This is a genomic window from Paraburkholderia sp. USG1, assembly GCF_031570135.1.
GTDB classification, from domain to species: domain Bacteria; phylum Pseudomonadota; class Gammaproteobacteria; order Burkholderiales; family Burkholderiaceae; genus Paraburkholderia; species Paraburkholderia dioscoreae.
Genome location: NZ_JAMWXW010000005.1, coordinates 297,397 through 324,133 on the forward strand (window position 1 = coordinate 297,397; position 26,737 = coordinate 324,133).

The window sequence follows — 26,737 nt, forward strand, 5'->3', positions numbered from 1 at the left end:
AACGCGCGCCGTGAGAGCGAGGTGATTCGACCAAGGGAGAACGCGGCGCCCGGCCGGCGTGGACGGGCGCCGCAGTGCTCAGACGTTTGCCTTTTCGCCTTCCATCTCCGCCATGTCGACGAAGCGGTCGCCGATCCGCGGATGCGCACGGCCGCCGTCGGCCGCGCCAATCGCGATCAGCACCTCATCGGGACCCGGCGCGTCGGTGATCTGGAAAGTCGCCGTCAGGAAGTGCGAGCGCTGGCCGGTGGCGGATTTGTGAATCATCGGCAGCGAAAGCATCGCGCCGGGACCGACGCGCGTGTTCGTGAAGCTGAGAAACGCAGTGCCGTTCACCGCCTCGCGGAACATATTGCCAAAGCGCAGCGTGTGGATCAGCGCGGACGCGTGCTCGATTTCGCCGTTCACGCCGACGGCGGCGGCTTTGCCGTAAGCCTCGACCCGCTCCGCGGGCATTACCGCGACGAGCCGGCGTGTCAGTTCCGCGCCGAGCACGGGTGCGAGTCGCAGGATCTCAGGACGCAGATCCGCGCAAAAACCCTGACCCGCCCATGGATTCCGCAGCACCGCGGCGACCACTACCGTGGTGATCGGCTGTTCCGCGCGCTTCCCGCCTTCGATATACATTTCCTCGACAAAAGTCGAAATCTTGCGTACTTCCGTGTCCATCTGCGTTCTCCATCGGATGACATGACGATGGCTTGCATGCTAAGTAGCGCGAATTTGGGCGTCTTCCTCTGTTCCGGTGGATGCATCACTTTTTTGACACTGTGATAAGTCGTATAGTCAGTCACATTCAAGAGGGGACCGTCGATGCCGAACACGTTGTCGCTCATGTCGTCGCTGCGCGACGTCGCCAGCCGGATCAATACGGACGCCGAAGTCGATACGCTGCTGCACAGCCTGATCGAGCTGGCGTGTCGCCACGGCTCCTGGGATCTCGGCTCCATCATGAGTGTCGACATCTCGCGCGGCGACGCGCTCGTGATCGCGAGGCGCGACACGACGCTACTCAAAAAGCCGCTCGCGGACCGCTGGGAACTCGCCACGAGTCCCGCCCTCGTCGCGTTGCAGCGCAACGAGGCGGTCTACATTCGCAACGCACTCGAAACGACCGAGTTTCTCGGCTATCGCCGCGAAGCGGCCGAGCGTGGCTATCGCACCGTGCTCGTGCTGCCCATGGCGAGCCGCGACGTCGAGGGGCGGCCAATGGTGCTCGTCGTGTCGGCGCGCAAAATCGTGGACGTGCCGGCGGAACATCTCGCATTCATGGAGCTCGTCGTGCATCTGGGCGCAATCGCAATCGAGCGGGCGTACCGGCAACGCGCGCAGCAGGCGGCCGCCGAACATCTACGCCGCGTAGTCGACGTGCAGGGCGCAATGTTGCAGGAAGTGCTCGCGGGCGGATCCATGAGCACGCTGACCGAGATGCTGGCCGATCTGCTCGATTCGCCCGTACTCGTGATCGATTTCTGCGGGGGTGAACTGCTCGCATCGCGCTCGCCCCGCGCCACGCTCGACAGCGCGGCGTGGCGCACGTTACTCGACGGCGAAGCGGGCCGGCAGATCCGTTCTACAGCGCTGGGTGCGATCGAGCGGCACGCGCTTCGGCGCGTGCGCTTCGACCTGCCGTCCGGCCTGCCGCTGCATGCTGACGTCGAACCGTTGTCGGTCGACGGCGACACCGTCGGCGCACTCCTGAGTTTCGATGAGCGCGAGCCGGGCGACCTGCACACGATAGCGATCGAGAACGCCAAGTTTGCGATGAGCGTGCAGCTGATGCGCAGCGTGATCCGCTTCCGGTCGGAAACACGTACGCTGACCGAATTGTTTCTCGAGATCGTCGAGCGCCGCTGGCGCGACGAGCGGGACGTGATCGAGCGTGCGCGCCGGCTCGGCCTCTCGCTCGCCGCGCCCACCCGGCTGCTCGTCATCGACTACTCGCGCCGCGACGACCGGGCCTTCGACCGGTCCGCGGAATGCCACCGCGCGGCGAGCATGCTCGCCGCCCAGCACAAGCTGCTCATTCATCCGATCACCATTGGCAGCGGCCTCGTGTGCCTGCTGCCCGACGTACCGACCCGCACGGCCGCAACCGTTACGGCGTTCGCCCGCCAATTGTGCGCCGCACTGACGACCTTGCTCGGCGGCGAACCAACGCTCGTCGCGGGCGATCTGTTCGTGGGACTCGAAGCCCTTGCAAACGAATGGGACCGCTGCTGGCGGATGATTCGCGTAGCGCGGGCGTTCGGCAAGAGCGGCGCGCTGAGCGTGCCTGACCTCGGACCGTTGCCGATGCTGATCGGCGCCGCCGATTCGTCGGACGTGCGCGCGTTTATCAGCGGCACGATCGGCCACATCGTCGAATACGATGCGCAGCATCGCGCATCGTATATCGAGACGCTTGCGACCTATATCCGCCACGGTTGCCGCAGCCAGGCATGCGCGGACGCGATGGGCCTTCATGTCACCACGCTGCGTTACCGGTTGGCGCGGATCTCCGATCTTTTCGGGATCGACGTCGAGACGCCGGAACGGCGCTTCGCGGTCGAACTTGCTCTTCAGCTTCACAATCTGCTTGATGCCGGGCACTCCGTCGGCGCCGCAGCGCACAACGCGCTTTAGCCGTTGCGCGTCCGGTGAAAAGAAGATGAAGCGCGGCGCTCCCTCCTACGATCCGATGGAAGCCACCACAATTTCCGCCACATACATTCAACTCAACACAACGATGTTCGAGGTGAATGGCCATGCAAGCGGCAGTACCGGATAACCGAACCACCATCGATCCGATCGCGCTGCGTCGCGCTTTCGGTACTTTCGTCACAGGCGTGACCGTCATCACGACGGTCGATGCCGAAGGCCACCCGCGCGGCATGACGGCCAACTCGTTCGCGTCGGTGTCGCTGGACCCGCCGCTCCTCCTCGTCTGCGTGGGCAAGGGCGCATCCAGTTATCCCACTTTCGCCGGCGCCGGCAAGTTCGCGGTGAACCTGCTGAGCGACGCGCAGACCGATGTATCGAATCTGTTCGCCTCCAAGGCGACCGACAAGTTCGCGGCGGTCAATCACGACGTAGTCCACACCGGCGCACCCGTGCTGACCGACTGCCTGACATGGTTCGATTGCTCGATGCATGATCGCGTCGAGGCGGGCGATCACATGATCCTCATCGGGCGCGTTCAGGCGTTCGGCACCAGCCCGTCCGCGCCGCTCGGCTTTTGCCGCGGGCGCTATGCGCAGGTCAAGGATCCGCTGCCCCCAGGCTGGCTCTCGTCGACCGACATGATCGTCGGCTATCTGATCGAGGCGCAGGGCGATGTGCTGCTGGTTGCCGACGGGAAGGGCGGCTGGGTGCTGCCCACGGCGCCGCGCCGGCCCGTTAACGGCCGTTTGCCCGTGGCGGGCGGCGGCGAGCTCTCGCTCGTGTCCGACGAGACGTTCCTGTATTCGGTGTTCGATGTCGACGGCCACGACTCCGGCTATCTGATCTACCGCGCGCGTCTCGCCGAAGCGCGCGGCGAGCTCACCTTGCCGCCCGGTTTCCGCTTTTTCTCGCCGGACAGTCTTCCATACGACAGGATCGAGTCGGTCGAAATGCGCGCGATGTTGCGCCGCTTTGTCCGCGAGACGGCGGGCGGCGGCAGTTACTCGATCTACATGGGCTCTCCCGACGGCGGCCGCGTTGCGACGGTAGGCGCGGCGCAGCCCTGGGCCCAGCACGTGCAGTCGTGAATCTCGACAGAACTCCAGAGGAAACCATGAAAACGACAGTTGCAACGCTGCAAGGCTCGCGAACCGGCAATTTCATCGACGGCCAATTCGTCGAGCCGCACAGCCGCCAATACGCGCCGAGCTTCGACCCGACCACCGCGCAACCTTGGTACGAATTCGCCCAGTCAGATGCAGCGGACGTGGATGCCGCCGTCCGCTCCGCGCAGACCGCGCTGAAGAACCCGGCATGGCGGCGAATGACCCAGACCGAGCGCGGCAAGCTCGTGCGCAAGCTCGGTGAGCTGGTGCTCGCCCACGCCGACGAACTCGCGATGATCGAATGCCGCGACAACGGCAAGCTGCTGAAGGAAATGCGCGTACAGATGCGCGCCATTCCCGATTCCTATCTGTATTTCGCGGGCATGGCCGACAAGATGCAGGGTGACACGATTCCCGTCAACAAGCTCGATACGCTGAACTTCAACCTGCGCGAGCCGATCGGCGTGGTCGGCATGATCATTCCGTGGAATTCGCCGCTGATGATGCTGACAGGCACGCTCGCACCGTGTCTCGCGATCGGCAACACGATCGTCGCGAAGCCGTCCGAACATGCAACCGCGTCGACCCTCGCACTCGCCGAACTCGCGATTGAGGCCGGCATTCCCCCCGGCGTGTTCAACGTCGTGACGGGCGACGGCGCGACGACTGGCGACGCGCTGACGCGCCATCCCGGCGTCGCTAAATACGTGTTCACCGGCAGCACGGTTACGGGCCGCAAGATCGCCGGCAACGCCGCGCAGAATCTCGTGCCCTGCCAGATGGAACTGGGCGGCAAGTCTCCGCATGTGATCTTCGGCGACGTGGAGATCGAACGCACGGTGAACGGCGTCGTGTCGGGCGTCTTCGCCGCGGCCGGCCAGACCTGCGTGGCCGGTTCGCGCTGCTTCGTCGAGGCATCCATCTATGACGAATTCGTCGAGGCGCTTGTCGAGCGCACGAGGCGCGTGCGCGTCGGCCATCCGATGCACGACGACACCGACATTGGCCCGCTCGCACTCGCCTCGCAACTCGACAAGGTTCAGCGCTATGTCGCCTCGGGCGTCGAGGAAGGCGCGACGATCGCAGCGGGCGGGCGCGCTCCGGCGGATTCGGCGCTCGGCAACGGCTGGTATTTCGAACCGACGGTGATGACCCGGGCGACCAACCAGATGCGCTTCATGCGCGAAGAGATCTTCGGCCCGGTGGTCGGCGTCGTGCCGTTCTCGAACGAACAGGAACTGATGCAGCTCGCGAACGACACCGAATACGGCCTCGCATCCGGCATCTGGACACGCGACATCGATCGCGCAATGCGTTTTGCGCGCGATATCGACGCCGGCACCGTCTGGATCAACACTTATCGCTCGGCGGCCTACATGTCTTCCAACGGCGGCCTCAAACACAGCGGCTATGGCCGGCGCGGCGGCTTCGAGGTGATGCGCGAGTTCTCCCGGCTCAAGAACGTGGTGCTCGACTACTCGGGCGCGATGCATGACCCATTCGTCATTCGCTTGCGTTAAACGCGACGATTCCCCATTCGACACGAGGCATTTATGAAATTCGCCGTATCACTCAACATGGAGCGCTTCTCTCCGGACGATTCAATGAGCAATGTGCGGGACAAGCTGCTCATGCTTGCGCGCGTTGCCGACGCGGGCGGCTTCGAGACGCTGTGGACCGCCGAGCATCACACGATCGAATGCACCATCTCACCGAATCCGTTCACGGTTCTCACGTGGCTCGCCCAGCACACCGAACGTATCCGGCTCGGCACGGCGACTATCGTCGCGCCGTACTGGTCTCCCATCCGGCTCGCCGGAGAGGCCGCGATGTGCGATCACCTGACGAATGGCCGCCTCGAATTCGGCATCGCGCGCGGCGCGTACCAGTACGAATTCGACCGGATGGCGGGTGGCATGCCGCAGCAGGAAGGCGTCGCGTATATGAAGGAGCTGGTTCCCGCTGTCCGGAAACTCTGGCAAGGCGACTACGCGCACGAAGGTCATTACTGGAAATTCCCGCTCGCGACTTCGGTGCCTAAACCGCTGCAGCAGCCGCATCCGCCGATCTGGGTCGCCACTCGCGATCCTGCCAGCTTCGACTGGGCGGTCGGGATCGGCGCCAATATTCTGTCCACACCGCTTTCCGCGCCGCCGTCCGAAGTCTCCGTGCTCGGTGAAAAATTCCGCAAGGCGCTCGCCGATCACCCGGAGCAGCCGCGCCCGCGCTTCATGATGTTACGCCGCACCTGCGTGTACGACCGCCCGGAAGACTGGCAGACCGCAGTGCGTCACAGCGTCGACCACGGCCGCTATTTCGAGAACCTGATGCAGAACATCGGCACCGTGCACAACGGCTTCCCCGAAGCCGTGCCGTACGAGACAGTAACCAACCGGGCGAACTACGATCCGAAGGCACTTCGTGAGAACCTGATGTTCGGCACGCCCGACGAAGTGATCCGCAAGCTTCAGATCTATGAGGACGAAGGCGTCGATCAGTTCTGTCTCGGCTTGTCTTTCAACTTGCCGTTCGAACTGCAGATGAAAACGCTGCGCCTCTTCGCCGACGAAGTCATGCCTCATTTCGCTGACCGCGATGGCGAACGCGCCTCAGACACGGCGCTGAACGCAGCGGCTGCGGGAGTCTAGGCCATGCTCGACGCTCTCCCGGATGCACCGCCTTCGGCCGTCGAAGGTACGCTGACGCTCGGCGATGTCGTGCTGAATTACCGGCTGCAAGGCGACGGGCCGCGCGAACTCGTCTGCATCCACGGCGTCGGTTCGTATCTCGAAGCATGGCAGCAGACGATCAACGCGCTCGGCGCTGATTTTCGCGTGCTAACCTTCGACCTGCGCGGCCACGGCCGGTCATCGCGGGTCCAAGGCCGCTATGCGATCGACGACTTCGTCCGCGACGTGCTGGCGCTCGCCGATCAAGCCGGTTTCGGGCGGTTCGATCTCGCGGGCTTCTCGCTCGGTGGCCTGATCGCGCAGCGGCTCGCACTCAGCCATCCGCAACGGCTGCGGCGCCTGGTGCTGCTATCGACAGTCGCCGGGCGAAGCGCCGACGAACGCGCGCGTGTGCTCGCCCGGCTCGCGGCGCTCGAGGCGGGAGAGCGGGGTTCGCACTACGACGCGTCGCTATCGCGCTGGCTGACCGAGGATTTTCAGGCGAAGCACCCGGCTTTCGTCGCCGAGCTGCGCCGCCGCAACGCGCAGAACGATCCGGACTGCTATGCGGCCGCCTATCGCCTGTTCGCGCACACCGATTTCGGCGGCCTGATCGACCAGATCGCGGCACCGACGCTGATCGCGACGGGCGAGGACGACCAGGGCTCGAACCCGCGAATGGCGCGCTACATGCACGAGTGCATTCCGGACTCGCGGCTCGCGATCCTGCCGAACCTGCGGCACTCGATCCTGAACGAAGCGCCCGATACCGTCGCCGCGCTGATGCGTGAATTTTTGCTCGAACCCGAGGAGGCCGCGCGATGATCGTCGAGGAGCGCATCTACCGGATTCGCAACGGCTGCATGAGCCGCTACCTGAAACTCGTGCAGGACGAAGGGCTACCGCTCCAGCAGCCTGTTCTCGGTAATCTGCTCGGTTACTTCACAACGGAAATCGGCGCGCTGAGCCAGGTCGTGCACTGGTGGGGCTATGCCGATCTCGAGGATCGCCGGGTGCGCCGTCAGCAGCTCGCTGCGGATCCGCGCTGGCAGGAATTCATTCCGCGGCTCTCGGAACTGATCGAGCAGGCGGAGAACCGTATTCTGGTGCCGACCGCGTTTTCGCCGTTGCAACATGTGTTGTCCGATCGGGCCGGGCGGTCCGATCTACCGAGGGAGTGAATCTCATGACCGAACGCCTGAAAATCGAGCACCTGTACAAGGTTTTCTCCGAGCGCCCCGAACGCGCGCTCGAGATGCTCCGCAACGGCGCGACCAAGGCCGACGTCTTGCGCGACACGGGTCAGGCTGTCGGCCTCGACGACGTATCGCTGTCGGTGCCTGCCGGCGCGATGTACATGATCATGGGGCTGTCCGGCTCAGGCAAATCGACGCTCGCGCGCTGCGTGAACCGTCTGAACGAGCCCAGCGCGGGCCGCATCCTGCTCGACGACACGGATATCTGCACGCTCGACGAGTCCGCGCTGCGCGGCGTGCGGCGCAACCGTATTTCAATGGTGTTCCAGCATTTCGCGTTGCTGCCGAACCGGCGTGTCATCGAGAACGTCGAGTTCGGCCTGAAGTTGCGCGGCATGGCGGCCGCAGCGCGGCGCAAGCGGGCCGAGCACATGCTGGAAGTGGTCGGCCTTGCGCACTGGGCAGGCAAGATGCCACACGAACTGAGCGGCGGGATGCGCCAGCGCGTGGGGCTCGCCCGCGCGCTCGCGACGGACGCCGATATCCTGATCATGGACGAGGCGTTCAGTGCGCTCGATCCGCTGATCCGCTCGGAAATGCAGGACGAGCTACTGCGGCTGCAGCGTACGCTGAACAAGACGATTCTGTTCATCACGCATGACTTTCAGGAGGCGCTGAAACTCGGCACGCGCATCGCGATCATGTCGGAGGGCAAGCTGGTTCGCGAGGGCACGCCGCAATCGATCGTCATGGAGCCGGGCAGCGATTACGTCGCCGCGTTCACGCGCGACGTCGACCGCGCGCGCCTCTTCAGCGCCGGTTCTTCAATGACGTCGCTCGTGCCGATCGTGCAACGCGACGGCTGGACCGTCCTTGGCTGCGACGAACCCGGGCCGGCATTCGTGATCGATGCCGATTCGCGCGTGATCGGAACAGTGAGCGACCAGCAGCTCGATGCGCTGCGCGGCGGTGCCGCGCTGCCGTCGCTCGACTCCATGTTCGCCTGCGTTCCGGCCAATACGCGCCTGATAGACGTTGCCGCGCACTTCGGCAATGCACGCGCCGTAGGCATACTCGACGAATCAGGCCGGCTCGTCGGCCGGCTGGAAGCGGGGCGTGTCCTCGCACACATCGGCGCAGGCGGCGCCAACGGAGTCAAACATGTTTAAAGCCGACGACCTTGCGGTGCTTCCGGTCGCGCAGTGGATCCAGACCGCAATCCAGTGGATCGCACTAAATCTGCGCCCGATCTTCCTCGTCATCAAGTGGCCGATCCAGAAGCTGCTCGAAGCAAACATCGACGCACTGCATGCGGTGCCGTTCCCGATCTTCGTGCTCGTCTGCGCATTGGTTGTCTGGCGCGTCGCCGGCAAGGCAATCGCCGCATTCACGCTGATCGGGCTTGTCGTTATCGCCGTGCTGGGCGTGTGGTCCGACGCCATCACGACAATCGCGCTAATCGTCACGGCAATCGTGTTCTGCGCCGTGATCGGCATCCCGGTCGGCGTGGCGTGCGCACGTAGCGAACGCGTGTGGCGCATCGTGCAGCCGATCCTCGACATCATGCAGACCACGCCTACCTTCGTTTATCTCGTACCAGTCGTGATGCTGTTCGGTGTCGGCACGGTGCCAGGAGAGGTCGCCGTGGTCATCGCAGCCATGCCGCCGCTCATCCGCTTTACGAATCTCGGTATCCGGATGGTCGATCACGAACTGGTCGAAGCCGGCCTCGCGTTCGGGGCGGACCGCCGCCAGTTGCTGTGGGAAGTGCAGTTGCCGCTTGCGGTACCGACCATTCTCGGCGGCCTGAACCAGACGGTGCTCACCGCGATGGTGATGTCGGTCGTGATCTCGATGATCGGCGCCGAAGGGCTCGGGCTCGTGGTGTTGCAAGGGCTCGGCCGTCTGGATGTGGGCCAGGCCGCGATCGGCGGCATCGCGATCGTGCTCCTCGCGATGATGCTAGACCGCGTCACGCAAAAGCTCGCGCGCTCGCAGCCGGGTGGCGGCGCGCTGCGCGACGCAATGGCCCGGCTGATTCGCGGCGGCCGCGGCGATACGGCGGGCGCGCTACCTGAAGAGCGCAGCCCTAAGGAAGCGCTGTAGCCGCTCGATCGCGCCCGCCGTGTGCCGGCGGCCGTGCCCCTTGCAGAGTATCCGCAGTAACCGGCACCGGCAGATGACGCCGGGCCAATCCAGCATATCGACAATCGTATCTGAACGCAGGAGTGGCTTGATGAAGACGTTAGCAGCATGCGGCGCGGTAGCGCTGGCGGTGATGATGGCGACGGGCGTGCCCGCATTCGCGCAGAGCATGCCCGGCAAAGGGAAGACGGTCAACTACGCGCAAGGCGATAGCTTCGGAGGCAATTACGTCGCGACGCAGATCGTGATGCAGGCAATGAAGAATCTCGGCTACGGCGTGAAACTGACGACGATGAACACAACACTGTTCTTCCAGGCGGCGGCGCAGGGTGACGAGGATCTCGCGACAGACGTGAACTTTCCGCAACGCGAACTCGCGTTCCGGGCCGTTCAGAAAGACGCGCAGGTTGTCGGCAGCGGGATGATCATCGGTGGTGGCATCAACGGCTATCTGATCGACAAGAGGACCGCCGATGCCTACAAGATCACGAACCTCGCGCAGTTGAAAGATCCGAAGCTGGCCGCGCTCTTCGGCTCCGACGGCAAGGCGCAATTGATCAGTTGCGATCCGGGCTGGAGCTGCGGCGACGTCGTGGACTATCAATTGGAGCACTTCGGTTTGCAGAATACCGTTCACTCGGTACGCGGCAAATACGAAGCATTGATGGTCGATACGATCGCGCGCGTCAAGCAGGGCAAGCCGGCGTTTTTCTATGCCTGGAGTCCATCGTGGACGGTCAACGCGCTGGTGCCGGGCAAGGACGTTGTCTGGCTGCCCACGCCGGAGGCCGCGCTGCCGCCGAACGTGCCGAACACCGGTTCGTCGCTGGTCAACGGCGTGCAGGGCTGCGCGGGCAACGCCGATCCATGCCGGATGGCGATGGCGTCGTGGAACTGGGGTGCGGTCGCGAATCGCGCGTTCATCGCGGCGAATCCGGCGGTCCGCTCGTTGATCGAGCAGATGAAGTTTCCTTCATCCACGTGGTCGTCGTGGGAATACGCAATCAGCAGGAACGGCGGTTCGCAGGCACTCGTCACGAAGCTCGCGACCGACTGGATGACGCAGAACAAGGCGCAGTTCGACCAGTGGGTCTCGGTTGCGAGTCAGGTAAAGTGACTGCAGGATTCGTGTCGCGCTGATGGGTGCCATTCGGGCGTGAGCGGGTCTCACTGAACAGTCGGATTCTGACAAATGAAGCAAAAGTCGACAGAAAATAAACCAAAAGTTGAACGTTAGATCGGGGGCCCAGTGCTGTTCGGCAGGCGCTGAATAAACCAAAAGCCTGCCACAATTTACGGAAATAAAACAAAAGCTGAGATTGTTTTATCTTATACGTATAGCTTTGATTTTAAATGTGATTTCGCTTAAATCAATTTTTGGATAAAGCATATGTTGAGCGTTCCATAGCCGTAACGCTCTGGCGGCAACGGTTTACTGGATGATTAAACAAAACATGGTACTGAGTCGGACCCTTTGGAGACGTTCCGAAGGTCTGTTCCGGGTGCACACCTCAGGTTTTGGCTGCAGGCGCGGTGGTTTCGGCACCTCCTCGGCGGTACACTTTGCCGGTGCAATTCAGTGAATGGTGCTGAACCAGCAATCGGGGACGTACAATGTGTATCAAGCCCATCATAAGGCTGCGAGGAGCCTGCGCCCCCTGCTTCTCGCGGACAGATATGGCGATAATCCAGAGCTACAGGCACTCGGAAGCTAATGGCTTCGTCTAAGAACACATCGAAGCCAAAAGCGCTTCGCCGCGGCAGCGCGAGACGCGCGCCCGCGACGCTGCGGTCGACGAGCGGCGCCGGCTTCGAGTTTGAGGACCTGATAAGCGCCTGGCAGTTAGTGAGAGCCCTGTCAGGTGAGCAGGCACCGGGTATCGGCGGCGTGGTCGCGCAGGTCCAAGCCCAAGTCTCGACCTTGGGGTGGCGCATCGACGACCTGCTGCTGACGGCCCAAGGCTCCCTCGCGCCGCGGCGGCTTGCGATCTCGGCGAAGGGCAATTTGCAGGTGACCGCAGCCGGCCTCCCCGCTGACTTCGTGACGTGCGCTTGGGAACAGTGGCGTGACCCGGAGGGGCCGTTCGACCGCGCGGCCGACGGGCTGGGTTTGGTCACACGCGGCACCCATCAGGCGTTCGCTCCGGCGTGGACAGAAGTGAAGAACGCGTGCAGCGGCACGGATTCCTCGCTCGCTATGAGCCGCATCCGCAGCAACACCAGGCAGTCCGGCATCTTCGACAGCGTTCGGAAGCCCGGCGGCGCGTCCGACGAGGAGACCGTCGAGCTCATTCGCCGCTTGTACGTGCTGCCGACCGACTTGCAGTTCGCGCACTCCGAGAACGAGACACAGGCCATCACGCAATGCCGTCGCTTGCTCGCGTCCGGCCGTGACGACGAAGCGCAGGCTCTTTGGGAGGGCCTTATTAACGTTGCGAAGGAGGTGCGCCTTCGCAGCGGGACCATCACCGTCCCGGATCTGTTGTCCTTGCTCCGGGGCCGGTTCGGCCTCCGCCATCATCCGGACTTCGACCGTGATTGGGAGACACTCTTCAACATCACAGCGGACCACAAGACGCGGATAGAGACGGAGTTACCGTCTGGCTACGTCGTCCCGCGGACAGCGGAGAGGGCGTCGCTCCAGGCAACTATCGCCGACCACCTGGTCACGGTAGTCTTCGGGGAGTCGGGTTCGGGCAAGTCGGCGCTGGTCAAGTCTGTGTTGGACGGTGCGTACCCGTCCTGGAACCAGGTGTGGTTCGGTCCGGAAGCATTGAAGACGGCGCTTAGCGCCGCGCGCCGCGGCGCCCTCCCTCTGGCGCACGAACTCTCTCTGGTGCTAAACGCCACGGTGACGCCGCAGAACGTACTGGTCATCGACTCTGCGGAACACATCGAGGCCAGCGAGTTCGTCGTCGTCCGCCAACTGCTTCGGGCTATCCTGCCGAGGGACGGCGAAGAGATCGAGGGCGCCTGGCGGGTCGTCATCGTCACGCAGACGCAGAGTTGGAGCGAAGGCGAAGAGACGATACTCGGCGGGCGGAAAGCGCATCTCGTCGAGGTCGAAACGCTCAAAAGCGATGCTGTGAAGCTGGCTCTACTGCCTTCGCCCACCTTGGGTTGGTTGGCCGCACATGACGACACCATTGCGGCATTGACGAACCTGCGGACATTGGCATGGGTCATCAAAGCGGGGGAGGCGCTGGGGGCGAACGCCGGTGGACTGGCGTCTCACACCGCTATCGCCGACCGCCTCTGGAAGTATTGGACGAAGGACCGCGTCGACGTGCAGGCGTTGATGATGCGCCTCGCCCAGCGAGAAGCATCGTTCGAGCGCAGCTTCGCGCTGACCGACTTGGAGCCGACCGACACGACGACGTTCACGCAACGGTCCGACGAGCTTCCGCTGCGCCTGAACGAGCGGACCAACCGCATCGAGTTCGAGCACGATCTCGCGGCGGATTGGGCGCGCTTCCAGTTCCTGAAGCAGATTGGGACTGACACGCCGCAGTGGGCCGCCCTGGCCGGCAATCCGCTCTGGACGAACGCGCTCCGGATGCTGGGCCAGTTCCTGCTGCGACAGCCGGCCGAGACTGGCACGGCTTGGGACGTCGCTTTCAGGCTCGCGGAGGCCGCGAAGAACGAGTTAGCTGGCGATATTCTCCTTGACGCGCTCTGCCTGGACCCCGAGGCCGAACGCTTCCTGACCGAACGCGTCGACCTCCTGCTCGGCAATGGCGCGAAACACTTCACGCGGCTGCTTCTGCGCTTCCACCACATCGCGACGGTGCCGACCGGCGGCGGAATGGTACTGAGCACGGCGGTCGGCTTGTACATGGAAGCGCAGTACCGCTCGATTGTCTTCGGCCGTTGGCCGCCCGTTCTCCGCTTCCTCATCGCGCAGCGGGAGCGACTGGCTGGGCTGGTTTCATCTGCTCTCGCGAAGGTCATCGAGACTTGGCTGACGAAGACGCCTCACACGCTGAGCAACGGCAATCCGATGCCTTTCCGCCTGGAGATGGCGGAGATGGCGCTCGCCATGGCTCGGACCGTGCAGGTCGAGAAGGGCCACGGCGTGATGTACCTGATGCGTGAGCCGTTGCTGGACACCGCGCCACTGGCTGGCGCGGCAGACCTGCCGACCGAGGTTGGGAACTGGGCGCTCGAACTCGCGGGACGCCGAGAGGTCGACGCTGACGTCAAACGGCGCATCGCCGAGGTTCGGCTACAGAAGGCGAAGGCGCACGCCGAGCGTCTAAAGACCGATACCCAATACAAGGCGCGGCACGAAGAACGGGAGCAGATGCCGCGCTCCCTCGGATCGTTCCGCGAGCGATTGCCGCCTTGGCCACTAGGAGCCCGCGACAAGGTCGACATGGATTTCCGGACCGCCTGCATTAAGGAGAACGGCATCCAGTCCCTGATGCAGGCGCAGCCTGAACTGGCAGCCGAAGTCCTGCTCGCCCTCATTATCGAAGACCAGCCGGAACGAGAGTACGGGTCCGGGCGATTCGAAGTGGATCTCGGCCTCGAATATTCCCAGGACGCTTACCCGACGGCCTTCTGGAAGAGCCCGTTCTTCCCCTTCTTCCAGCTAGTCCCGGAAATGGCGCTCACTTCGCTCATCGCGCTGGTGAACTTTTGCACGGAGCGCTGGGTGGCCGAGGTCATGAAGGGTCAAACCGGGGAGGCTCCCGGGGTAAAACTGCAATTTGCGGACGGATCAGAGAAGACTTTCCCTGGCTGGTGGCAGGTATTCGGTTGGCCGCAGTCCAATGATATGCACAACGGAAATCTGTTCTGCGCTCTCGATGCGTTGGAGCGCTGGCTTATGCTACGGCTCGACGCGGGTGAGGACATCACCGCTGATATCGAGAGGATACTCGGGGAGGGAAATTCTGCGGCGCTCGTCAGTGTACTCATCAACGTCGCCAAGTATCGGCCGTCGTTGCTGACGGGTCCCCTCGCGGCCCTGATGACGTTTCCGAACCTGTTCTATTGGGACCGCGTTCGCGTGAAGCAGGTTAGCTACAACTTCATCGGGTGGAGCTGGCTCCAGGGCGGCCAGACTATATTCGACTTCGCGCGTGATTGGACCCTAGCGCCTCATCGCCAGCAGAACTTCCTCAATGTCGTTGTCGAACTCCTGTTGGCCGATGGCGACGTTGCGCGACGTCTTCAAGCGCTGCTGCCGACCTGGGCGCTGCCTGAAGACCTGAAGGAGGCGTTGGAGTTCAAGCTTCTCTTCGCCGAGCTCGACCGCGCCAACTATCATACCGTCACCGACCCGGCGACGGGCGCAGAGACCAAGGGCTTCGTGTGTCCTGACGAACTCCGCCTTGAAGTGTTGTCGTGGCAGACCGACAGCGCGTCAACCCTCACGTACCTTCTCATGCCGAACCAGTGCGAGCAGAGGCTTCGAGGCGGCCAACCGCTCACTGACGATGAGGCCTCGTACCTCTTCAATTTGCTTCACGAGTGTGACGCTAGAGCGGAGGGCGAAGATCAGGACGCGAAATCGAAATGCAGTTTCGCTGCAGCCGGCACGCTCGTCGCATTGGGCGGCTCTTGGCTCGCTCGAAACCCCGAAGCGCAGAAGCACGCACTCAAAGTCGTGCGCGCCGGTGTGACGGCGATCGCGTCAACAGGAGAAGAGATTCGCGGGCGGCGCATGGGGAGCCTCCACGACGAGCTGAAATTCGTCTCCTACGCGGTCATGCAACTGTGGCTTTCCGATGGAGATGGCCGTCAGGAATGGGAGACCTCCGTCCTGCGCCTTCTGACGAGCGGCGACACGCGAGCGACCGCCGTTGTGGTCGACGTCGCTTACGCCAATCGAGAGCAGCTTGGCACCGCGTGGTGGCGGCTGCTCCGCGCCGGGCTCTTCTGGTCGGGCCTCATCATGCTTGCTCCGCACCACGGCGATGGAGACGACGCAGAGCGCGCCTGGAGGGTATGGCTCGCACGGCTGCGGCGCTTTCCACTCTGTGGACCGAACGCAACGCCGGATGAGCTCGATTTCAAGCGCGTCGTCGCGGGCTTAGAGCGTTTGGACTTCCAGCGCCGCACGCGGCTCTACAATGCCGGCGACCAGGCTTGGCGCGGAAAGCCGGAGCGCGAACGAGGTGGTTCGCTAGACGGCCACTTCCTCGAAGTCCTGTTTAACTGGCTCATCGAAGGCAGTGGCACTGGCGATCGCGATCTCGACACGCGCTTGGCGCTGCGCATCTGGGATTACGACGCCACGCGCGCCAAGGCACGCAGGAAGAAGCATGGCGAGTACGACTTGCCGAGCCAAAACCTCGGCTACGACATCCTTCTGAAGCTCGGAACTCTGTCGATTGCGGCGCCCGCAGGAGGAGATCGCTCGGTTTGGGAGCCTGTTCTCGCCCACGGTCCTGCCGCACACTACGCGCTGCAGCACTTCATTCGCGGCTTGTTCCTGCGCCTCGGGAAAGGTGACGACCCCATGGCATTCGAGCGCGTCTGGCGGGCGACCGCGGAATACGGCCTCGCAGCTGATTGGTCTCAACCTGGCCTATGGTTTCACGGCTTGCGCTTGATTTGCGACCTGCTTGGTTTCGGGAGCGAGGATGCCCTGTCCCGGTTGCACCCGGGCGCGGCTCTGCGGATGAAGGATTTCTACGAACGCTGGGCCGCTGCGAACCTGGCTCGCGACGAAGAATGCGTCACCCGTTTCTGCCACTTCCTGACGACACAATTCGGAGCCCCACTTCGGCTTGACGGGCTTCGCTGGCTCGCCGCCATGCTGAAGGAGCGCGAGCCTTCCAGTCGCTGGTACCGTGAGGGTACGGGCGACGCATTGGTAGCGCTGGTGGCTGCGGCATTGAGTTCTGATGCGCAGGCCCTGTCGCAACACCCCCAGGCGCGCCAGGCACTTGTCGAGATAGCTGCTGCACTTGCAGCTATGAACATCCCAACCGCCCTGGCTCTTCAAGAGCGCATTAAGCAGCTGCGATAGTGGTCGAGAACAGGCATCACGTGGTCGGCGTGACGAACGCTCTTTCGCCACTCAAATCTCAATGTTTGCAATTGGGTGGCTACTGCCAACGACAAACGACCCCAAGCGACTGCGGCCGGTCGACTCGGTACGACATACCGGGCCGCTTTCAAGGTGGAACGGACGTTCGTTTGGTCGCTTGCACGGCGACAGCCGTGTCCAGAAACCGGTGGTAAATTGCTGAACAAAATTAACGACGATTGCACTTTGGATGGGTTCAATGTCTTTCTCCAATATCGAGGACAAATTCAGTGGAATTTGGCGGCGCGCGCTTAATGAGACGTCGCTGAACGCCTTGACACCGGAACTCATTGAAAAATGGGCTACTGACAAGCGGCTCATCAATCCGGTCGCGAAGCTTGCAGACGTCGGCGCTTTCCATACGACGTCGTGTATTGTCCTGACCGTCGAAGGTGGCAAAGCATGCTTCCCGACCATTCCGGTTTCCGGCGATGAAAACTGGCAAATACGGCGAAAACAACACGACGATCAAGCCGCTCTTTGGGACAAGGTCGAGTGGTTTATGCCGCTATGGCTACCGATGGGTGAAATCTCCAAGCTACTTGCTTCCGTCAAACATGTGACGAGAGCGCGAGCGCTCGATCTTTTCAAATATCACACGTCAACGCTTTATACGTTGGCCTTCCAGGCGGTTTGCATCGAACAGATCTTGCCTCTCGCTCGCAGCCTTAAAGAGATCGTGCCGTTGGCGCGGGAAGCTTATCTAGGGGCATATAGCGGCTATTGGGCCACCAGTGTCGGAGCGTTGATCCCGGCGATGGAAGGCAGTCTGACAAGAATTGTTTCTGATCTGGGGACTAAGGCTACTGCGCCGGACAAGATTGATCATGCAGTGAACCGTGCGATCGAAACTGCTGCACAACTACATTTTGACCATATGTGGGTGCCGCCAGAATATAAGACTTGTGACTATCTATTCGGGCAGGACGAGCGTGTTTTCGCCTTTGAGACATTTCGGAGGTGGCTCAAGAACCATTTTTTCTGCAATACCGACGAATACCGGGGGGTGACCTGGCTGAATCGGCACATGTTTGCACACGGCACCGCGGCGTCATGGCAGCAACCGGCGAATTTCGCTCGGATGGTGGTCGCGCTTGCGACACTTGCGGCCATCGAATCCTGGTACGATGCCTCTCATAGCGTCTCGTTTTTTCTCCCTGGCATGAATGACGACAGCACCCTGCTTTGGCAACAGGCGCTGCTTCGGGGCGATGTTCAGATGAAGTTGAAGCTCGCCGAACAGGATCATTTTCGAAAACATGGGCGCTTGGTTCCTCCATTGCCAGCAGACAATGGCGTCCTGCTCCGTAAGGGGCTTCTTTCCCAGCAATGTATGACTGATTTGGTTCGGCCTTTACGCGATGCTGGTTGGAATGTGAAAGTCAACGAGCCCGACGATGAGGCGCTCTATATGACCGTCGATGCTTCCCACGGCGAGGAACTTTTCAGTGTCGCGTTGCTGTACAGTTGTGGAACTGAAAATGGCATTTACAAAATGCTCGCAAAAGAATGCGTGGCTGTCCTCTATTGTGGCGCTCCTTATAAGCAGGATTCATTTGCCTACGGTATCTCGGTGTATGTCGGACCTGTTTTGGGCTGGCAGCCACCAAAAGCAAGTTAAATACATGTCCGGGCGCAGTACGCGTGCCGGTGCGCCGCGGCGGACTGTCGTCACTCGATGCTGGCCGAAGCGGCGTGAACAGAGGGGTGGGAGAGTCAGTTGGCAGTCTCACGATCCCGAAAAAAGCGCCGTGCTAGACAGGATTCAAGGCGGGCCGCCCATCCAGGACGGCGGCGACATTGTCTAGCGCCGTAAACCCCATCTGGCCTCGGGTCTCGATCGTGGCGCTGGCCATATGGGGCGTCAGGAACACGTTGTCCAGTTCCGCGAAGCGCTTGTCGACGTTGGGCTCGCTCCGGTATACGTCCAGACCCGCGCTGAACAGATGTCCCGAGATCAGGGCTTCATAGAGCGCGTCTTCGTCCACCAGACCGCCACGCACCGCGTTGACAAAGACCGCGCCCTTGGGCCGACGGGCGTCTGAAAGCTGTCCCCGTACCTGAATTCATCCGTGCGGCCTGCGGCTGAGTCGAGCGCATTTCGATATCAGGGTAAACGTAAGAACGCACAGAAACTCTTGGAAATGGTTGGTGTACGGAGTATATTCGTGGCCAATGCAGTTGAGGCTAAACAGGAGACGACATCATGCAATTTCATCTCAACGGTTTTCGCACAGACGACCCGATGATCGAACCGGCCGCCGTAGGCGCACCCCGCGTCGACATGCCGGATGCGGTCGATGTGCTCATCGTGGGCAGCGGTCCGGCGGGGCTCGTGCTCGCGGCCCAGTTGTCGCAGTTTCAGTCGATTACGACGCGCATCGTCGAACGTCGATCGGGGCCGTTGTTGATGGGGCAGGCAGATGGCGTCGCCTGCCGCACGGTCGAAATGTTCAATGCTTTCGGACTCGCCGAGCGCATGTTGCGCGAAGCGTACTGGGTCAACGAGACTGTCTTCTGGAGACCGGACGCCGATGATCGTGGCGCGATCCGCCGTACCGGACGTGTTCAGGATACCGAATCAGGTTTGTCGGAGTTTCCGCACGTCATCGTGAATCAGGCGCGCGTGCAGGAGTATCTGCTCGATCTGATGCGCCGGTCCTCGCATCGGCTCGAACCGGATTACGATCTTGAGTTCGTCGATATGACGCGCGACGCCTCCGACAAATATCCGGTGTGCGTCACATTGCGCCGAACGGATGCGGCGCGGCTTGGCGAAGAGGTTACGGTGCGTGCGCGTTATGTGGTGGGTTGCGACGGCGCCCGAAGCCGCGTGCGTACGGCCATCGGGCAGACGCTGAATGGTGACGCCGCCAACCACGCGTGGGGCGTGATGGATGCGCTCGCCGTTACCAATTTCCCGGACATTCGCCTCAAGTCGGCGATCCAGTCGGCCAGCAAGGGCAATCTGCTCATCATCCCGCGGGAAGGCGGCTATCTCGTGCGCTTTTACGTCGATCTTGGCGAAGTCACGCCGGGCAATCGCGACACCATCAAACAGACCACCGTCGAGCGCATTATCCAGACCGCGCGGAACATTCTTCATCCGTATTCGCTGGATGTCAAAGAAGTCGCGTGGTTCTCGGTCTATGAAGTGGGTCAACGTCTGACCGGGCGTTTCGACGATGCCATCGCGAGCGACGGAACCTCGCGTGAGCCGCGCGTGTTCATCGCGGGTGACGCGTGTCATACGCACAGCGCGAAGGCGGGTCAGGGTATGAACGTATCGATGCAGGACGGTTTCAATCTCGGCTGGAAGCTCGGTGCAGTCCTTCAGGGACGCAGCGACGCGAACCTGCTGCGCACGTATTCGGATGAACGGCAGCCCGTCGCGCAAGAACTGATCGACTTCGACAAGGAATGGTCGGCGATGATGGCCGCTCCGCCGAAAGACCCCGCTCATCCCGAGGCGGGTGGTGTCGATCCCGCGGAACTTCAGGCTTATTTCGTACGTGCGGGCCGGTATACGGCGGGCGTGGCAACCCGCTATTCGCCGGGCGTGCTGACGGGTGAATCGGCGTATCAGTCGCTGGCGAGCGGCTTCGCGATCGGCACGCGCTTTCATTCGTCGCCCGTCGTTCGCATCGCCGATGCAAGGGCGATGCACCTCGGTCACGCGGCGCGCGCCGATGGCCGCTGGCGTCTCTATGCTTTCTCGGATGCAAGCGGAAAGGCGCTCGATGCATTTTGCGATCATCTCGTCATGTCGCCTGAATCCATCGTGCGCATCAGCACGCCGGACGATGCCGATGTGGACAGCGTCTTCGATTTGCGCGCCGTGCTGCAAAAGCCACATCGCGAAGTACGACTGCAGGATCTGCATGCGTCGTTGTTGCCGCGCAAGGGGCGATACGGACTGATCGATTACGAGAAGGCATTTACGATCGACGCGTCGGCTGATATCTTCGATCAACGCGGTATAGACCGCAAACGGGGTGCGCTCGTCGTCGTCCGTCCCGATCAGTACGTGGCGCATGTGCTTCCGCTCGACGCTTTCGACGACCTGAACGCGTTCCTGCGGCCCATTTTCCTAACCAGTTCCATTTCGCAGAACCGCTGAACAGTGCCGACCAAACTCGATCACCCCGACGCGCCTTCCAGATTCACTGGCAGTCTGGTTCGCCGCGCGCAACAGCGGCATCTGGCTATTTGGCAGAGCGAGGTGTCCACCGAGCTGACGAGCGTCCAATACGCGGCGCTTGAAATCCTGCATATGACACCGGGTGTCAATCAGCGCCAGCTAGGCGACGAACTCGACGTGGACCGCTCGACCATCGCCGATCTCGTCGCACGCATGGTTCGGAATGAATTGATCGAACGATCCGACGATCCCGTCGACAAACGCAGCTACGTACTGTTCCTCACACCTGCGGGCAAGAAGCAATTGTCCACATTGCGGCCGCGTGTCGAACAGGTGGAGCGTATCCTGATCGCGAAGCTGACACCGGCAGAAGGCCGCGAATTGCGGCGCCTGCTGATGGCGCTCCTGCCGCTCGACGAATAGCGCGTTCATTCGCGAACCCGCAAAACTTTTCGGTGCCGTACTTTCGTTACCTTGTCAGGGGACGAATGACACGGCCTCCCATACCCGGCCCGGTAGCCAGTATGAAGTGGGACCGGCGTCGTCGCGCGTGTCCTTGCTGACACACGACCATCAATGGAGTTGAACATGGACAAGCAGAAAGTTCTCGTGACCGCGGGCGCCTCGGGTATCGGGCGAGAAATCGTCCGCGGCTTTACAAACAGCGGTGCGAAAGTCTTCGTGATCGACGTCGATGCGAATGGATTGTCCACGCTCGCCGCCGAATCTCCGACCATCGAAACTGCCGTTTGTGACATGGGCAGCCGCGCCGATATCGAACGCGTCGTCCCGCACGCAATCCGGGCGATGGGCGGGCTCGATGTGCTGGTGAACAATGCAGGAATTTCTGGCCCGACGGCGTCGGTTGAAGACTACGATCCTGACGCCTGGGAAGCTGTCATGCAGATCAACCTGAACGGTAACTTCAACGTCAGCCGTCTCGCCATTGCGCATCTCAAGCGATCGCAGGCAGGATCGATCATCATGATGTCATCGGTTGCCGGGCGTTTTGGTTATCCGAATCGGAGTGCGTACTCCGTCAGTAAGTGGGGCTTGATCGGGTTGACGAAGACGCTCTCGCGTGACCTCGGCGAATTCGGCGTGCGCGTCAACGCAATCCTCCCGGGCGCCGTGGCGGGCGATCGTATCGAGAGAGTGCTGGCCGGACGCGCGCAGGTAAGTGGCCGCTCCGTGCACGAGGAGCGGTACGATGCAATGTCAATCCAGTCCTTGCAACGCTTCGTCGATCCGAAGGATATCGCGGCATTGGCGGTCTTTCTCGCGTCGGATTCGGGAAAGTCGATCTCGGGCCAGATGCTGCCCATTGATAACGACATGCAGAAGGCGTCGTAAATTTGGGCGAGCGATATCAATCGCCGCAATCGAACCATCAGGGAGGTCGATCATGTCGACATTGATTAAATCGGCGACGCACACAATCGAAGGCCTTTTGCCCGAACTCGAAGCGATCTACAAGGATTTGCACCAACATCCCGAACTGTCAATGCAGGAGGTACGCACCGCGAGCATTGCCGCCGACTATGTGGAAAAGCTCGGCTATGACGTGACGCGCAACATCGGTGAAACAGGGGTCGTGGCGATGCTGCGCAACGGCGGCGGCCCGACCGTGATGCTGCGCGCCGACATGGATGCGCTGCCGATGGCGGAGGCGACCGGGTTGCCGTACGCGAGTACGGTGAGGGCAAAGGACGAAGATGGCATCGAAGTGGGCGTCGCGCACTCGTGCGGGCACGACATGCACGTGACCTGGCTGATGGGTGTGGCGCACCTGATGGCCGTCCATCGGGATGCCTGGCGCGGGACGCTGATGGCGGTGTTTCAGCCAGGCGAGGAAGTTGCGCGCGGTGCCCGCAGCATGATCGACGACGGTATGGCTGAGCGCTTCCCGAAGCCCGATGTGATCCTCGGCCAGCATGTCATGGTCGGCGAGGCGGGTACGGTCGGTTATCGGAGCGGTACGATCCTCTCGGCGGGCGACAGTCTGAAGGTTAAGCTGTTTGGGCGCGGGTCGCACGGCTCGCAGCCGCAGACCTCAATTGATCCCGTCATCATGGCGGCTTCGACGACGCTTCGTCTGCAGACGATCGTATCGCGCGAAATCTCGCCACGCGACAGCGCCGTGCTGACGATCGGCGCGCTGCAGGCAGGCACGAAAGAAAACATCATCCCCGACGACGCGACGCTCAAGCTCAACATGCGCACCTTCGACGAAGACGTGCGCGAGTACATGCTGGGTGCGATCCGTCGCATCTGCTGTGCGGAATGCGCAGCCTCCAACGCGCCGCGTGAGCCCGAATTTACGACGCTCTCAAGTTATCCGCTGACGATTAACGACGCAGAGAGGAGCGATCGCGTGCGCGCAGCGTTCGAAGCGCAATTTGGCGAGCGCGCCTACGAAACCCCGCCGGCAGCGGCAAGCGAGGATTTCAGCGTGTTCGGGCGTGAATGGGGCGTGCCGTATGCGTTCTGGTTCATAGGTGGGACCGATCCGGATACCTTCAGAAAGGCAGTGGACGAAAAAAAGCTCAACGAAATTCCCAGCAATCATTCGCCGAAGTTCGCGCCAGTGCTCGACCCCACGCTGCGTACGGGGCTGGAGGCGATGCTATGCGCGGCTTTGGCGTGGCTCGAACCGCGAGATGAATCGGCGTGAATTCGCACGCAGTCTCTTTTGCCCTCGATCTAATCGGAACATTCGCATTTGCAATCAGCGGAGCCGTCGCTGCTCGCCAAAAGCGGCTCGATCTGTTCGGCATCTTGTCCATCGCCTTTATGGTGGCGTGCGGTGGCGGAATCGTGCGCGACGTCTGTATCGGCGCAATTCCACCGGCAGGGCTTTCGAACTGGCGCTACCTTGCGGCTTCGGTGCTCGCGTCCGCGGTCGCAATCTTCGCGTATGCGCCGGTACGCCGTCTGCGACAACCCGTCCTTTTCTTCGATGCGATCGGACTCGGTCTCTTCGCAGTAGCGGGTGCACAAAAGGCATTGAGCTTTGGGCACGGTGCGGAGCTAGCCGTGTTGATGGGTATCGTGACTGCGGTCGGTGGCGGTGTTATGCGCGATGTCGTGCTTTCGCGTCTACCGGCCATCCTGGATCGCGAGATCTATGCCACTGCCGCGCTTACCGGTGCGGGCGCGCAGATTCTGTTCTCGTACGCGCACTGGACGCAGTGGTGGACGCCATGGTTCGCCACCTTCCTATGCGTGGCCATTCGCCTCGCTTCACTTCGTTTTGGCTGGCGTCTCCCAGCGTTTCGTGCGACGCGCGCCAGCTCGCTTCGTGACGACGAATAGGCATGCCGCATCATTTTGCTCCAGGCTAAAGCGCGACATATACCAGCGCGCCTTCAAGGGACTGTAGTGGCTAGCTGGCACGGAGAGCCTTGAATGGGCGGTCATCGACTAAAAGGGGAGGCCTTTGCAAAGGCGCCTCCCGGAGGCACAAGGGCCGTTTGAACGTCCGCTAGTATGACTTTTCGACCGTATCCCTTCAATGCAGTCTGAGCAGGTCGTGCGGGGTCGCCCAACCGACATTTTCCCGATTTGGGCTTACGTCGGCCCACAGGTGATTCTCTTGGATGTTCCTGTGATCGGTAAGGCAGGGTTGTCGAACAACAATGATCGGCGGTATCGTTGCCGCCATGACAACGCAACCCAAAAACCAAAGAGAAGTCCAGAAGGAAGCGACCCGGCAGCGCATCCTTTCAACGGCGCTCGAACTGTTTGTTTCGCGCGGCTACGTGGGCACGACAGTCGATGACATTGCCGCCGCCGCTAACACCACGCGCGTCACCTTCTACTCCCACTTCGAGTCGCGCCGCGAATTGATGCGTGCCTTGATTCACCAACTCAACGGCATCCTTGAGCGGCGTGACGAACCCGGTGGCAACTCCACGGCCAGTTTGCTGGTGGCGGTGGTACGCGAAGGCTCACGCGAACAGCTGGGTGGTTGGCTGCGCGACCAGGCTGCGCGCTGGCCGACAATCAAACCTTATGTGCTGGCGGCAACCGAGGCTTCCGCGGTCGATGCTGATATGCGTGCGCTGCTTCGCGGCTGGATTGAAGAGGTGGTGGCAGACATCCGCGAAGGTCTTGATGCGGCCGACCGCTACGAGCCGGGCACGCGGCATTATCGTGGTGAATTGGCCTATGTCGCCCTCGACCAGACCGCGCTTTCCTGGATGCGCGGCGATCTCGATCTGACGACCGAACCGGCGCTCGAGGTGCTGACCGAATTGTGGTGGAAATTGCTCGGCACAGAGTGACTCAGGGATTACCCTATCAAGGTATCCATTGGCTTTACATCATGTAAAGCGAAATTGATAATTCAGGCCATGATCAACAACGCGGAACATGGCCTGTGACTACCGTCCCCCAATCCGGCATCGACCTCTGGGCCGACGATGTTCTCGTCGATCCCTACCCAACTTATCGGGCATTGCGCGAACTCGGCGAAGTCGTCTATCTCACGCACTCGAAACTCTTTGCCCTTACCGGCTACGAGGTGAACAAGGACGCGCTGGCCGACCCGACGCGATTTTCTTCCGCTCAGGGAATCGGCTTCAACGACGGCGTAAACCAGGCTTTGCAGGGAACTTCGCTTGCGTCCGACCCGCCGGAGCATACCCAGTTGCGCGCCGCGCTTTCCGAGAACCTCACACCACGGGCGCTGCGTGGTCTGGGGGAGCAGATCAAGGCCAATGCGCAGGCACTTGTGGCCCGCCTGGTTAAGCAACCGTCCTTCGACGCGATAGACGACATCGCCCGGCGCTTTCCCATCGGGGTCGTCGCCGACCTCGTGGGCTTCCAGGGTGAGGCCAGGGCGAATATGCTCCGTTGGGGGCAGGCCGCGATGGAAGTCGTCGGGCCGATGAATCGGCGCACGGAAGAGAATTTTCCCATCGCGGGCGAACTCTACCGCTACTGCTCGCAGATCACCCAGGACGCGCTCACCCCCGGCTCTGTCGGCTGGGGTGTCTTCGAGGCAGAAAGAAAAGGGATCGTTCCTGAAGGCGCCGCGCGCCACATCATCCACCAATATCTCGGCGCTGGCCTTGACACAACACTTGCCGCGATCGGCAACACCGTCGCGCTATTCGGGCGCTTTCCCGAAGAGTTTGCTAAGGTTCGTGACGATCTCTCGCTGATTCCCTCGGCGTTCAACGAGGTGCTGCGCTACTACTCTCCCGTCCATGTGTGGAGTCGCGTTGCGACGCAAGACGTGGAAATCGCGGGCGTGAAGATTCCGGGTGGCTCGCGCATTGCGATTATTCTGGGCGCAGGCAACCACGACCCGCGCCATTACAAGAATCCGGAAGTCTTCGACGTGACGCGCAACCCGATCGACCACCTCTCCTTTGGCTATGGCCCGCACGGCTGCGCCGGCCAAGGACTTGCCCGCATGGAGGGTGCAGCAATCATCGAGGCGCTTGCGACTCAAATCAAATCGTTCCGCATCGGCGATGTCGCACGCGTGCCGAGCAATGTCACGCTGTCGTTCGACACCGTTCCCGTGCTGGAGTTGGAGGCCATATGATCAAACTGATTCTTGATCGCCCTCGTTGCGAAGGTCACGGTCTGTGCGAAGAGGTGGCCGCGCAGCTTCTTCACATCGACGACGAAGGCTATGCCGCTATCGATGTGAACGAGATCAGCGATGCGACACTGGCGACCGCCCAGGCTGCGGCGCGCGTCTGCCCGGTAGCGGCGCTCAAACTCGTCGATGATGGGGCGACTTAATGAGTGTCCTTCGAGATTCCCCACGCGATATCGTA

20 protein-coding genes and 1 pseudogene are annotated in these 26,737 nt (G+C 62.0%); 19 read left to right on the top strand and 2 right to left on the bottom strand.

Features of this window, described 5'->3' with window-relative positions:
• Positions 1 to 78: 78 nt before the first annotated feature.
• Positions 79 to 669 (bottom strand): amino acid synthesis family protein, encoded by a 591-nt coding sequence (locus NE850_RS09385; protein ID WP_165189144.1) that lies wholly within the window; start codon positions 667 to 669, stop codon positions 79 to 81.
• A 144-nt stretch (positions 670 to 813) separates the two neighbouring features.
• Between NE850_RS09385 and NE850_RS09390 the strand changes: the two genes are divergently transcribed.
• The 11 genes from NE850_RS09390 (at position 814) to NE850_RS09440 (ending at position 18,422) form a co-directional block, all read left to right on the top strand.
• Positions 814 to 2,625, top strand: coding sequence for a helix-turn-helix domain-containing protein (locus NE850_RS09390; protein WP_007178111.1), 1,812 nt, complete (start codon positions 814 to 816; stop codon positions 2,623 to 2,625).
• Between the two features lie 122 nt (positions 2,626 to 2,747).
• On the top strand, positions 2,748 to 3,731 hold the full coding sequence (locus tag NE850_RS09395) for a flavin reductase family protein (protein ID WP_007178110.1): 984 nt from the start codon (positions 2,748 to 2,750) through the stop codon (positions 3,729 to 3,731).
• A gap of 26 nt (positions 3,732 to 3,757) precedes the next feature.
• Positions 3,758 to 5,269, top strand: a complete 1,512-nt coding sequence (locus tag NE850_RS09400) for an aldehyde dehydrogenase (RefSeq protein WP_007178109.1) — start codon at positions 3,758 to 3,760, stop codon at positions 5,267 to 5,269.
• A 33-nt stretch (positions 5,270 to 5,302) separates the two neighbouring features.
• The gene (locus tag NE850_RS09405; RefSeq protein ID WP_007178108.1) at positions 5,303 to 6,397 is read left to right on the top strand and encodes an LLM class flavin-dependent oxidoreductase; all 1,095 of its coding nucleotides are present in this window, start codon (positions 5,303 to 5,305) and stop codon (positions 6,395 to 6,397) included.
• A 3-nt stretch (positions 6,398 to 6,400) separates the two neighbouring features.
• Positions 6,401 to 7,243 carry an alpha/beta fold hydrolase gene (locus NE850_RS09410; RefSeq protein ID WP_007178107.1) on the top strand — a complete coding sequence of 281 codons (843 nt, stop codon included), beginning with the start codon at positions 6,401 to 6,403 and terminating at the stop codon, positions 7,241 to 7,243.
• The gene (locus NE850_RS09415; protein WP_007178106.1) at positions 7,240 to 7,599 is read left to right on the top strand and encodes an NIPSNAP family protein; all 360 of its coding nucleotides are present in this window, start codon (positions 7,240 to 7,242) and stop codon (positions 7,597 to 7,599) included. The genes NE850_RS09410 and NE850_RS09415 overlap by 4 nt, the downstream gene beginning before the upstream one ends.
• Before the next feature lie 5 nt (positions 7,600 to 7,604).
• Entirely contained in the window at positions 7,605 to 8,783 is a 1,179-nt protein-coding gene (locus NE850_RS09420) for a glycine betaine/L-proline ABC transporter ATP-binding protein (protein WP_007178105.1), read from the top strand.
• Positions 8,776 to 9,720, top strand: coding sequence for a proline/glycine betaine ABC transporter permease (locus NE850_RS09425; protein WP_007178104.1), 945 nt, complete (start codon positions 8,776 to 8,778; stop codon positions 9,718 to 9,720). Before NE850_RS09420 ends, NE850_RS09425 begins: the two co-directional genes overlap by 8 nt.
• Before the next feature lie 130 nt (positions 9,721 to 9,850).
• Positions 9,851 to 10,876, top strand: coding sequence for a glycine betaine/L-proline ABC transporter substrate-binding protein ProX (gene proX / locus NE850_RS09430; protein WP_310698667.1), 1,026 nt, complete (start codon positions 9,851 to 9,853; stop codon positions 10,874 to 10,876).
• Between the two features lie 597 nt (positions 10,877 to 11,473).
• Entirely contained in the window at positions 11,474 to 16,741 is a 5,268-nt protein-coding gene (locus NE850_RS09435; protein WP_310698668.1) for a hypothetical protein, read from the top strand.
• Positions 16,742 to 17,000: 259 nt separating this feature from the next.
• On the top strand, positions 17,001 to 18,422 hold the full coding sequence (locus tag NE850_RS09440) for a hypothetical protein (RefSeq protein ID WP_310698669.1): 1,422 nt from the start codon (positions 17,001 to 17,003) through the stop codon (positions 18,420 to 18,422).
• A gap of 133 nt (positions 18,423 to 18,555) precedes the next feature.
• On the opposite strand, the pseudogene NE850_RS09445 reads toward NE850_RS09440, so the two are convergent.
• Positions 18,556 to 18,825: pseudogene (locus tag NE850_RS09445) on the bottom strand (NAD(P)-dependent oxidoreductase); the annotation flags it as partial.
• 182 nt (positions 18,826 to 19,007) lie between these two features.
• Here NE850_RS09445 and NE850_RS09450 point away from each other — a divergent pair.
• The 8 genes from NE850_RS09450 (at position 19,008) to NE850_RS09485 (ending at position 26,702) form a co-directional block, all read left to right on the top strand.
• On the top strand, positions 19,008 to 20,921 hold the full coding sequence (locus NE850_RS09450) for an FAD-binding monooxygenase (RefSeq protein WP_310698670.1): 1,914 nt from the start codon (positions 19,008 to 19,010) through the stop codon (positions 20,919 to 20,921).
• A 3-nt stretch (positions 20,922 to 20,924) separates the two neighbouring features.
• Positions 20,925 to 21,365 carry a MarR family transcriptional regulator gene (locus tag NE850_RS09455; RefSeq protein ID WP_310698671.1) on the top strand — a complete coding sequence of 147 codons (441 nt, stop codon included), beginning with the start codon at positions 20,925 to 20,927 and terminating at the stop codon, positions 21,363 to 21,365.
• A gap of 165 nt (positions 21,366 to 21,530) precedes the next feature.
• Complete coding sequence (locus NE850_RS09460; protein WP_310698672.1) at positions 21,531 to 22,295, top strand: SDR family oxidoreductase; 765 nt, start codon at positions 21,531 to 21,533, stop codon at positions 22,293 to 22,295.
• 52 nt (positions 22,296 to 22,347) lie between these two features.
• Positions 22,348 to 23,616 carry a M20 family metallopeptidase gene (locus NE850_RS09465; protein WP_310698673.1) on the top strand — a complete coding sequence of 423 codons (1,269 nt, stop codon included), beginning with the start codon at positions 22,348 to 22,350 and terminating at the stop codon, positions 23,614 to 23,616.
• Positions 23,613 to 24,257: a trimeric intracellular cation channel family protein gene (locus NE850_RS09470; RefSeq protein WP_310698674.1), complete on the top strand. Its 645-nt coding sequence runs from the start codon at positions 23,613 to 23,615 to the stop codon at positions 24,255 to 24,257. The genes NE850_RS09465 and NE850_RS09470 overlap by 4 nt, the downstream gene beginning before the upstream one ends.
• Positions 24,258 to 24,580: 323 nt before the next feature.
• Positions 24,581 to 25,228, top strand: coding sequence for a TetR/AcrR family transcriptional regulator (locus NE850_RS09475; RefSeq protein ID WP_310698675.1), 648 nt, complete (start codon positions 24,581 to 24,583; stop codon positions 25,226 to 25,228).
• 95 nt (positions 25,229 to 25,323) lie between these two features.
• Positions 25,324 to 26,499 (top strand): cytochrome P450, encoded by a 1,176-nt coding sequence (locus NE850_RS09480; protein WP_310698676.1) that lies wholly within the window; start codon positions 25,324 to 25,326, stop codon positions 26,497 to 26,499.
• Positions 26,496 to 26,702, top strand: coding sequence for a ferredoxin (locus NE850_RS09485; protein WP_310698677.1), 207 nt, complete (start codon positions 26,496 to 26,498; stop codon positions 26,700 to 26,702). The genes NE850_RS09480 and NE850_RS09485 overlap by 4 nt, the downstream gene beginning before the upstream one ends.
• Positions 26,703 to 26,737: the final 35 nt, after the last annotated feature.

What these genes read in the sequence shown, in the direction of transcription:
- NE850_RS09390 (WP_007178111.1), top strand. Translation starts at nt 814, where the DNA reads ATGCCGAACACGTTGTCGCTCATGTCGTCGCTGCGCGACGTCGCCAGC.
- NE850_RS09450 (WP_310698670.1), top strand. Translation starts at nt 19,008, where the DNA reads ATGCAATTTCATCTCAACGGTTTTCGCACAGACGACCCGATGATCGAA.
- NE850_RS09410 (WP_007178107.1), top strand. Translation starts at nt 6,401, where the DNA reads ATGCTCGACGCTCTCCCGGATGCACCGCCTTCGGCCGTCGAAGGTACG.
- NE850_RS09435 (WP_310698668.1), top strand. Translation starts at nt 11,474, where the DNA reads ATGGCTTCGTCTAAGAACACATCGAAGCCAAAAGCGCTTCGCCGCGGC.
- NE850_RS09460 (WP_310698672.1), top strand. Translation starts at nt 21,531, where the DNA reads ATGGACAAGCAGAAAGTTCTCGTGACCGCGGGCGCCTCGGGTATCGGG.
- NE850_RS09425 (WP_007178104.1), top strand. Translation starts at nt 8,776, where the DNA reads ATGTTTAAAGCCGACGACCTTGCGGTGCTTCCGGTCGCGCAGTGGATC.
- NE850_RS09415 (WP_007178106.1), top strand. Translation starts at nt 7,240, where the DNA reads ATGATCGTCGAGGAGCGCATCTACCGGATTCGCAACGGCTGCATGAGC.
- NE850_RS09440 (WP_310698669.1), top strand. Translation starts at nt 17,001, where the DNA reads ATGTCTTTCTCCAATATCGAGGACAAATTCAGTGGAATTTGGCGGCGC.
- NE850_RS09405 (WP_007178108.1), top strand. Translation starts at nt 5,303, where the DNA reads ATGAAATTCGCCGTATCACTCAACATGGAGCGCTTCTCTCCGGACGAT.
- proX (WP_310698667.1), top strand. Translation starts at nt 9,851, where the DNA reads ATGAAGACGTTAGCAGCATGCGGCGCGGTAGCGCTGGCGGTGATGATG.
- NE850_RS09420 (WP_007178105.1), top strand. Translation starts at nt 7,605, where the DNA reads ATGACCGAACGCCTGAAAATCGAGCACCTGTACAAGGTTTTCTCCGAG.
- NE850_RS09485 (WP_310698677.1), top strand. Translation starts at nt 26,496, where the DNA reads ATGATCAAACTGATTCTTGATCGCCCTCGTTGCGAAGGTCACGGTCTG.
- NE850_RS09400 (WP_007178109.1), top strand. Translation starts at nt 3,758, where the DNA reads ATGAAAACGACAGTTGCAACGCTGCAAGGCTCGCGAACCGGCAATTTC.
- NE850_RS09465 (WP_310698673.1), top strand. Translation starts at nt 22,348, where the DNA reads ATGTCGACATTGATTAAATCGGCGACGCACACAATCGAAGGCCTTTTG.
- NE850_RS09385 (WP_165189144.1), bottom strand. Translation starts at nt 669, where the DNA reads ATGGACACGGAAGTACGCAAGATTTCGACTTTTGTCGAGGAAATGTAT.
- NE850_RS09395 (WP_007178110.1), top strand. Translation starts at nt 2,748, where the DNA reads ATGCAAGCGGCAGTACCGGATAACCGAACCACCATCGATCCGATCGCG.
- NE850_RS09475 (WP_310698675.1), top strand. Translation starts at nt 24,581, where the DNA reads ATGATCGGCGGTATCGTTGCCGCCATGACAACGCAACCCAAAAACCAA.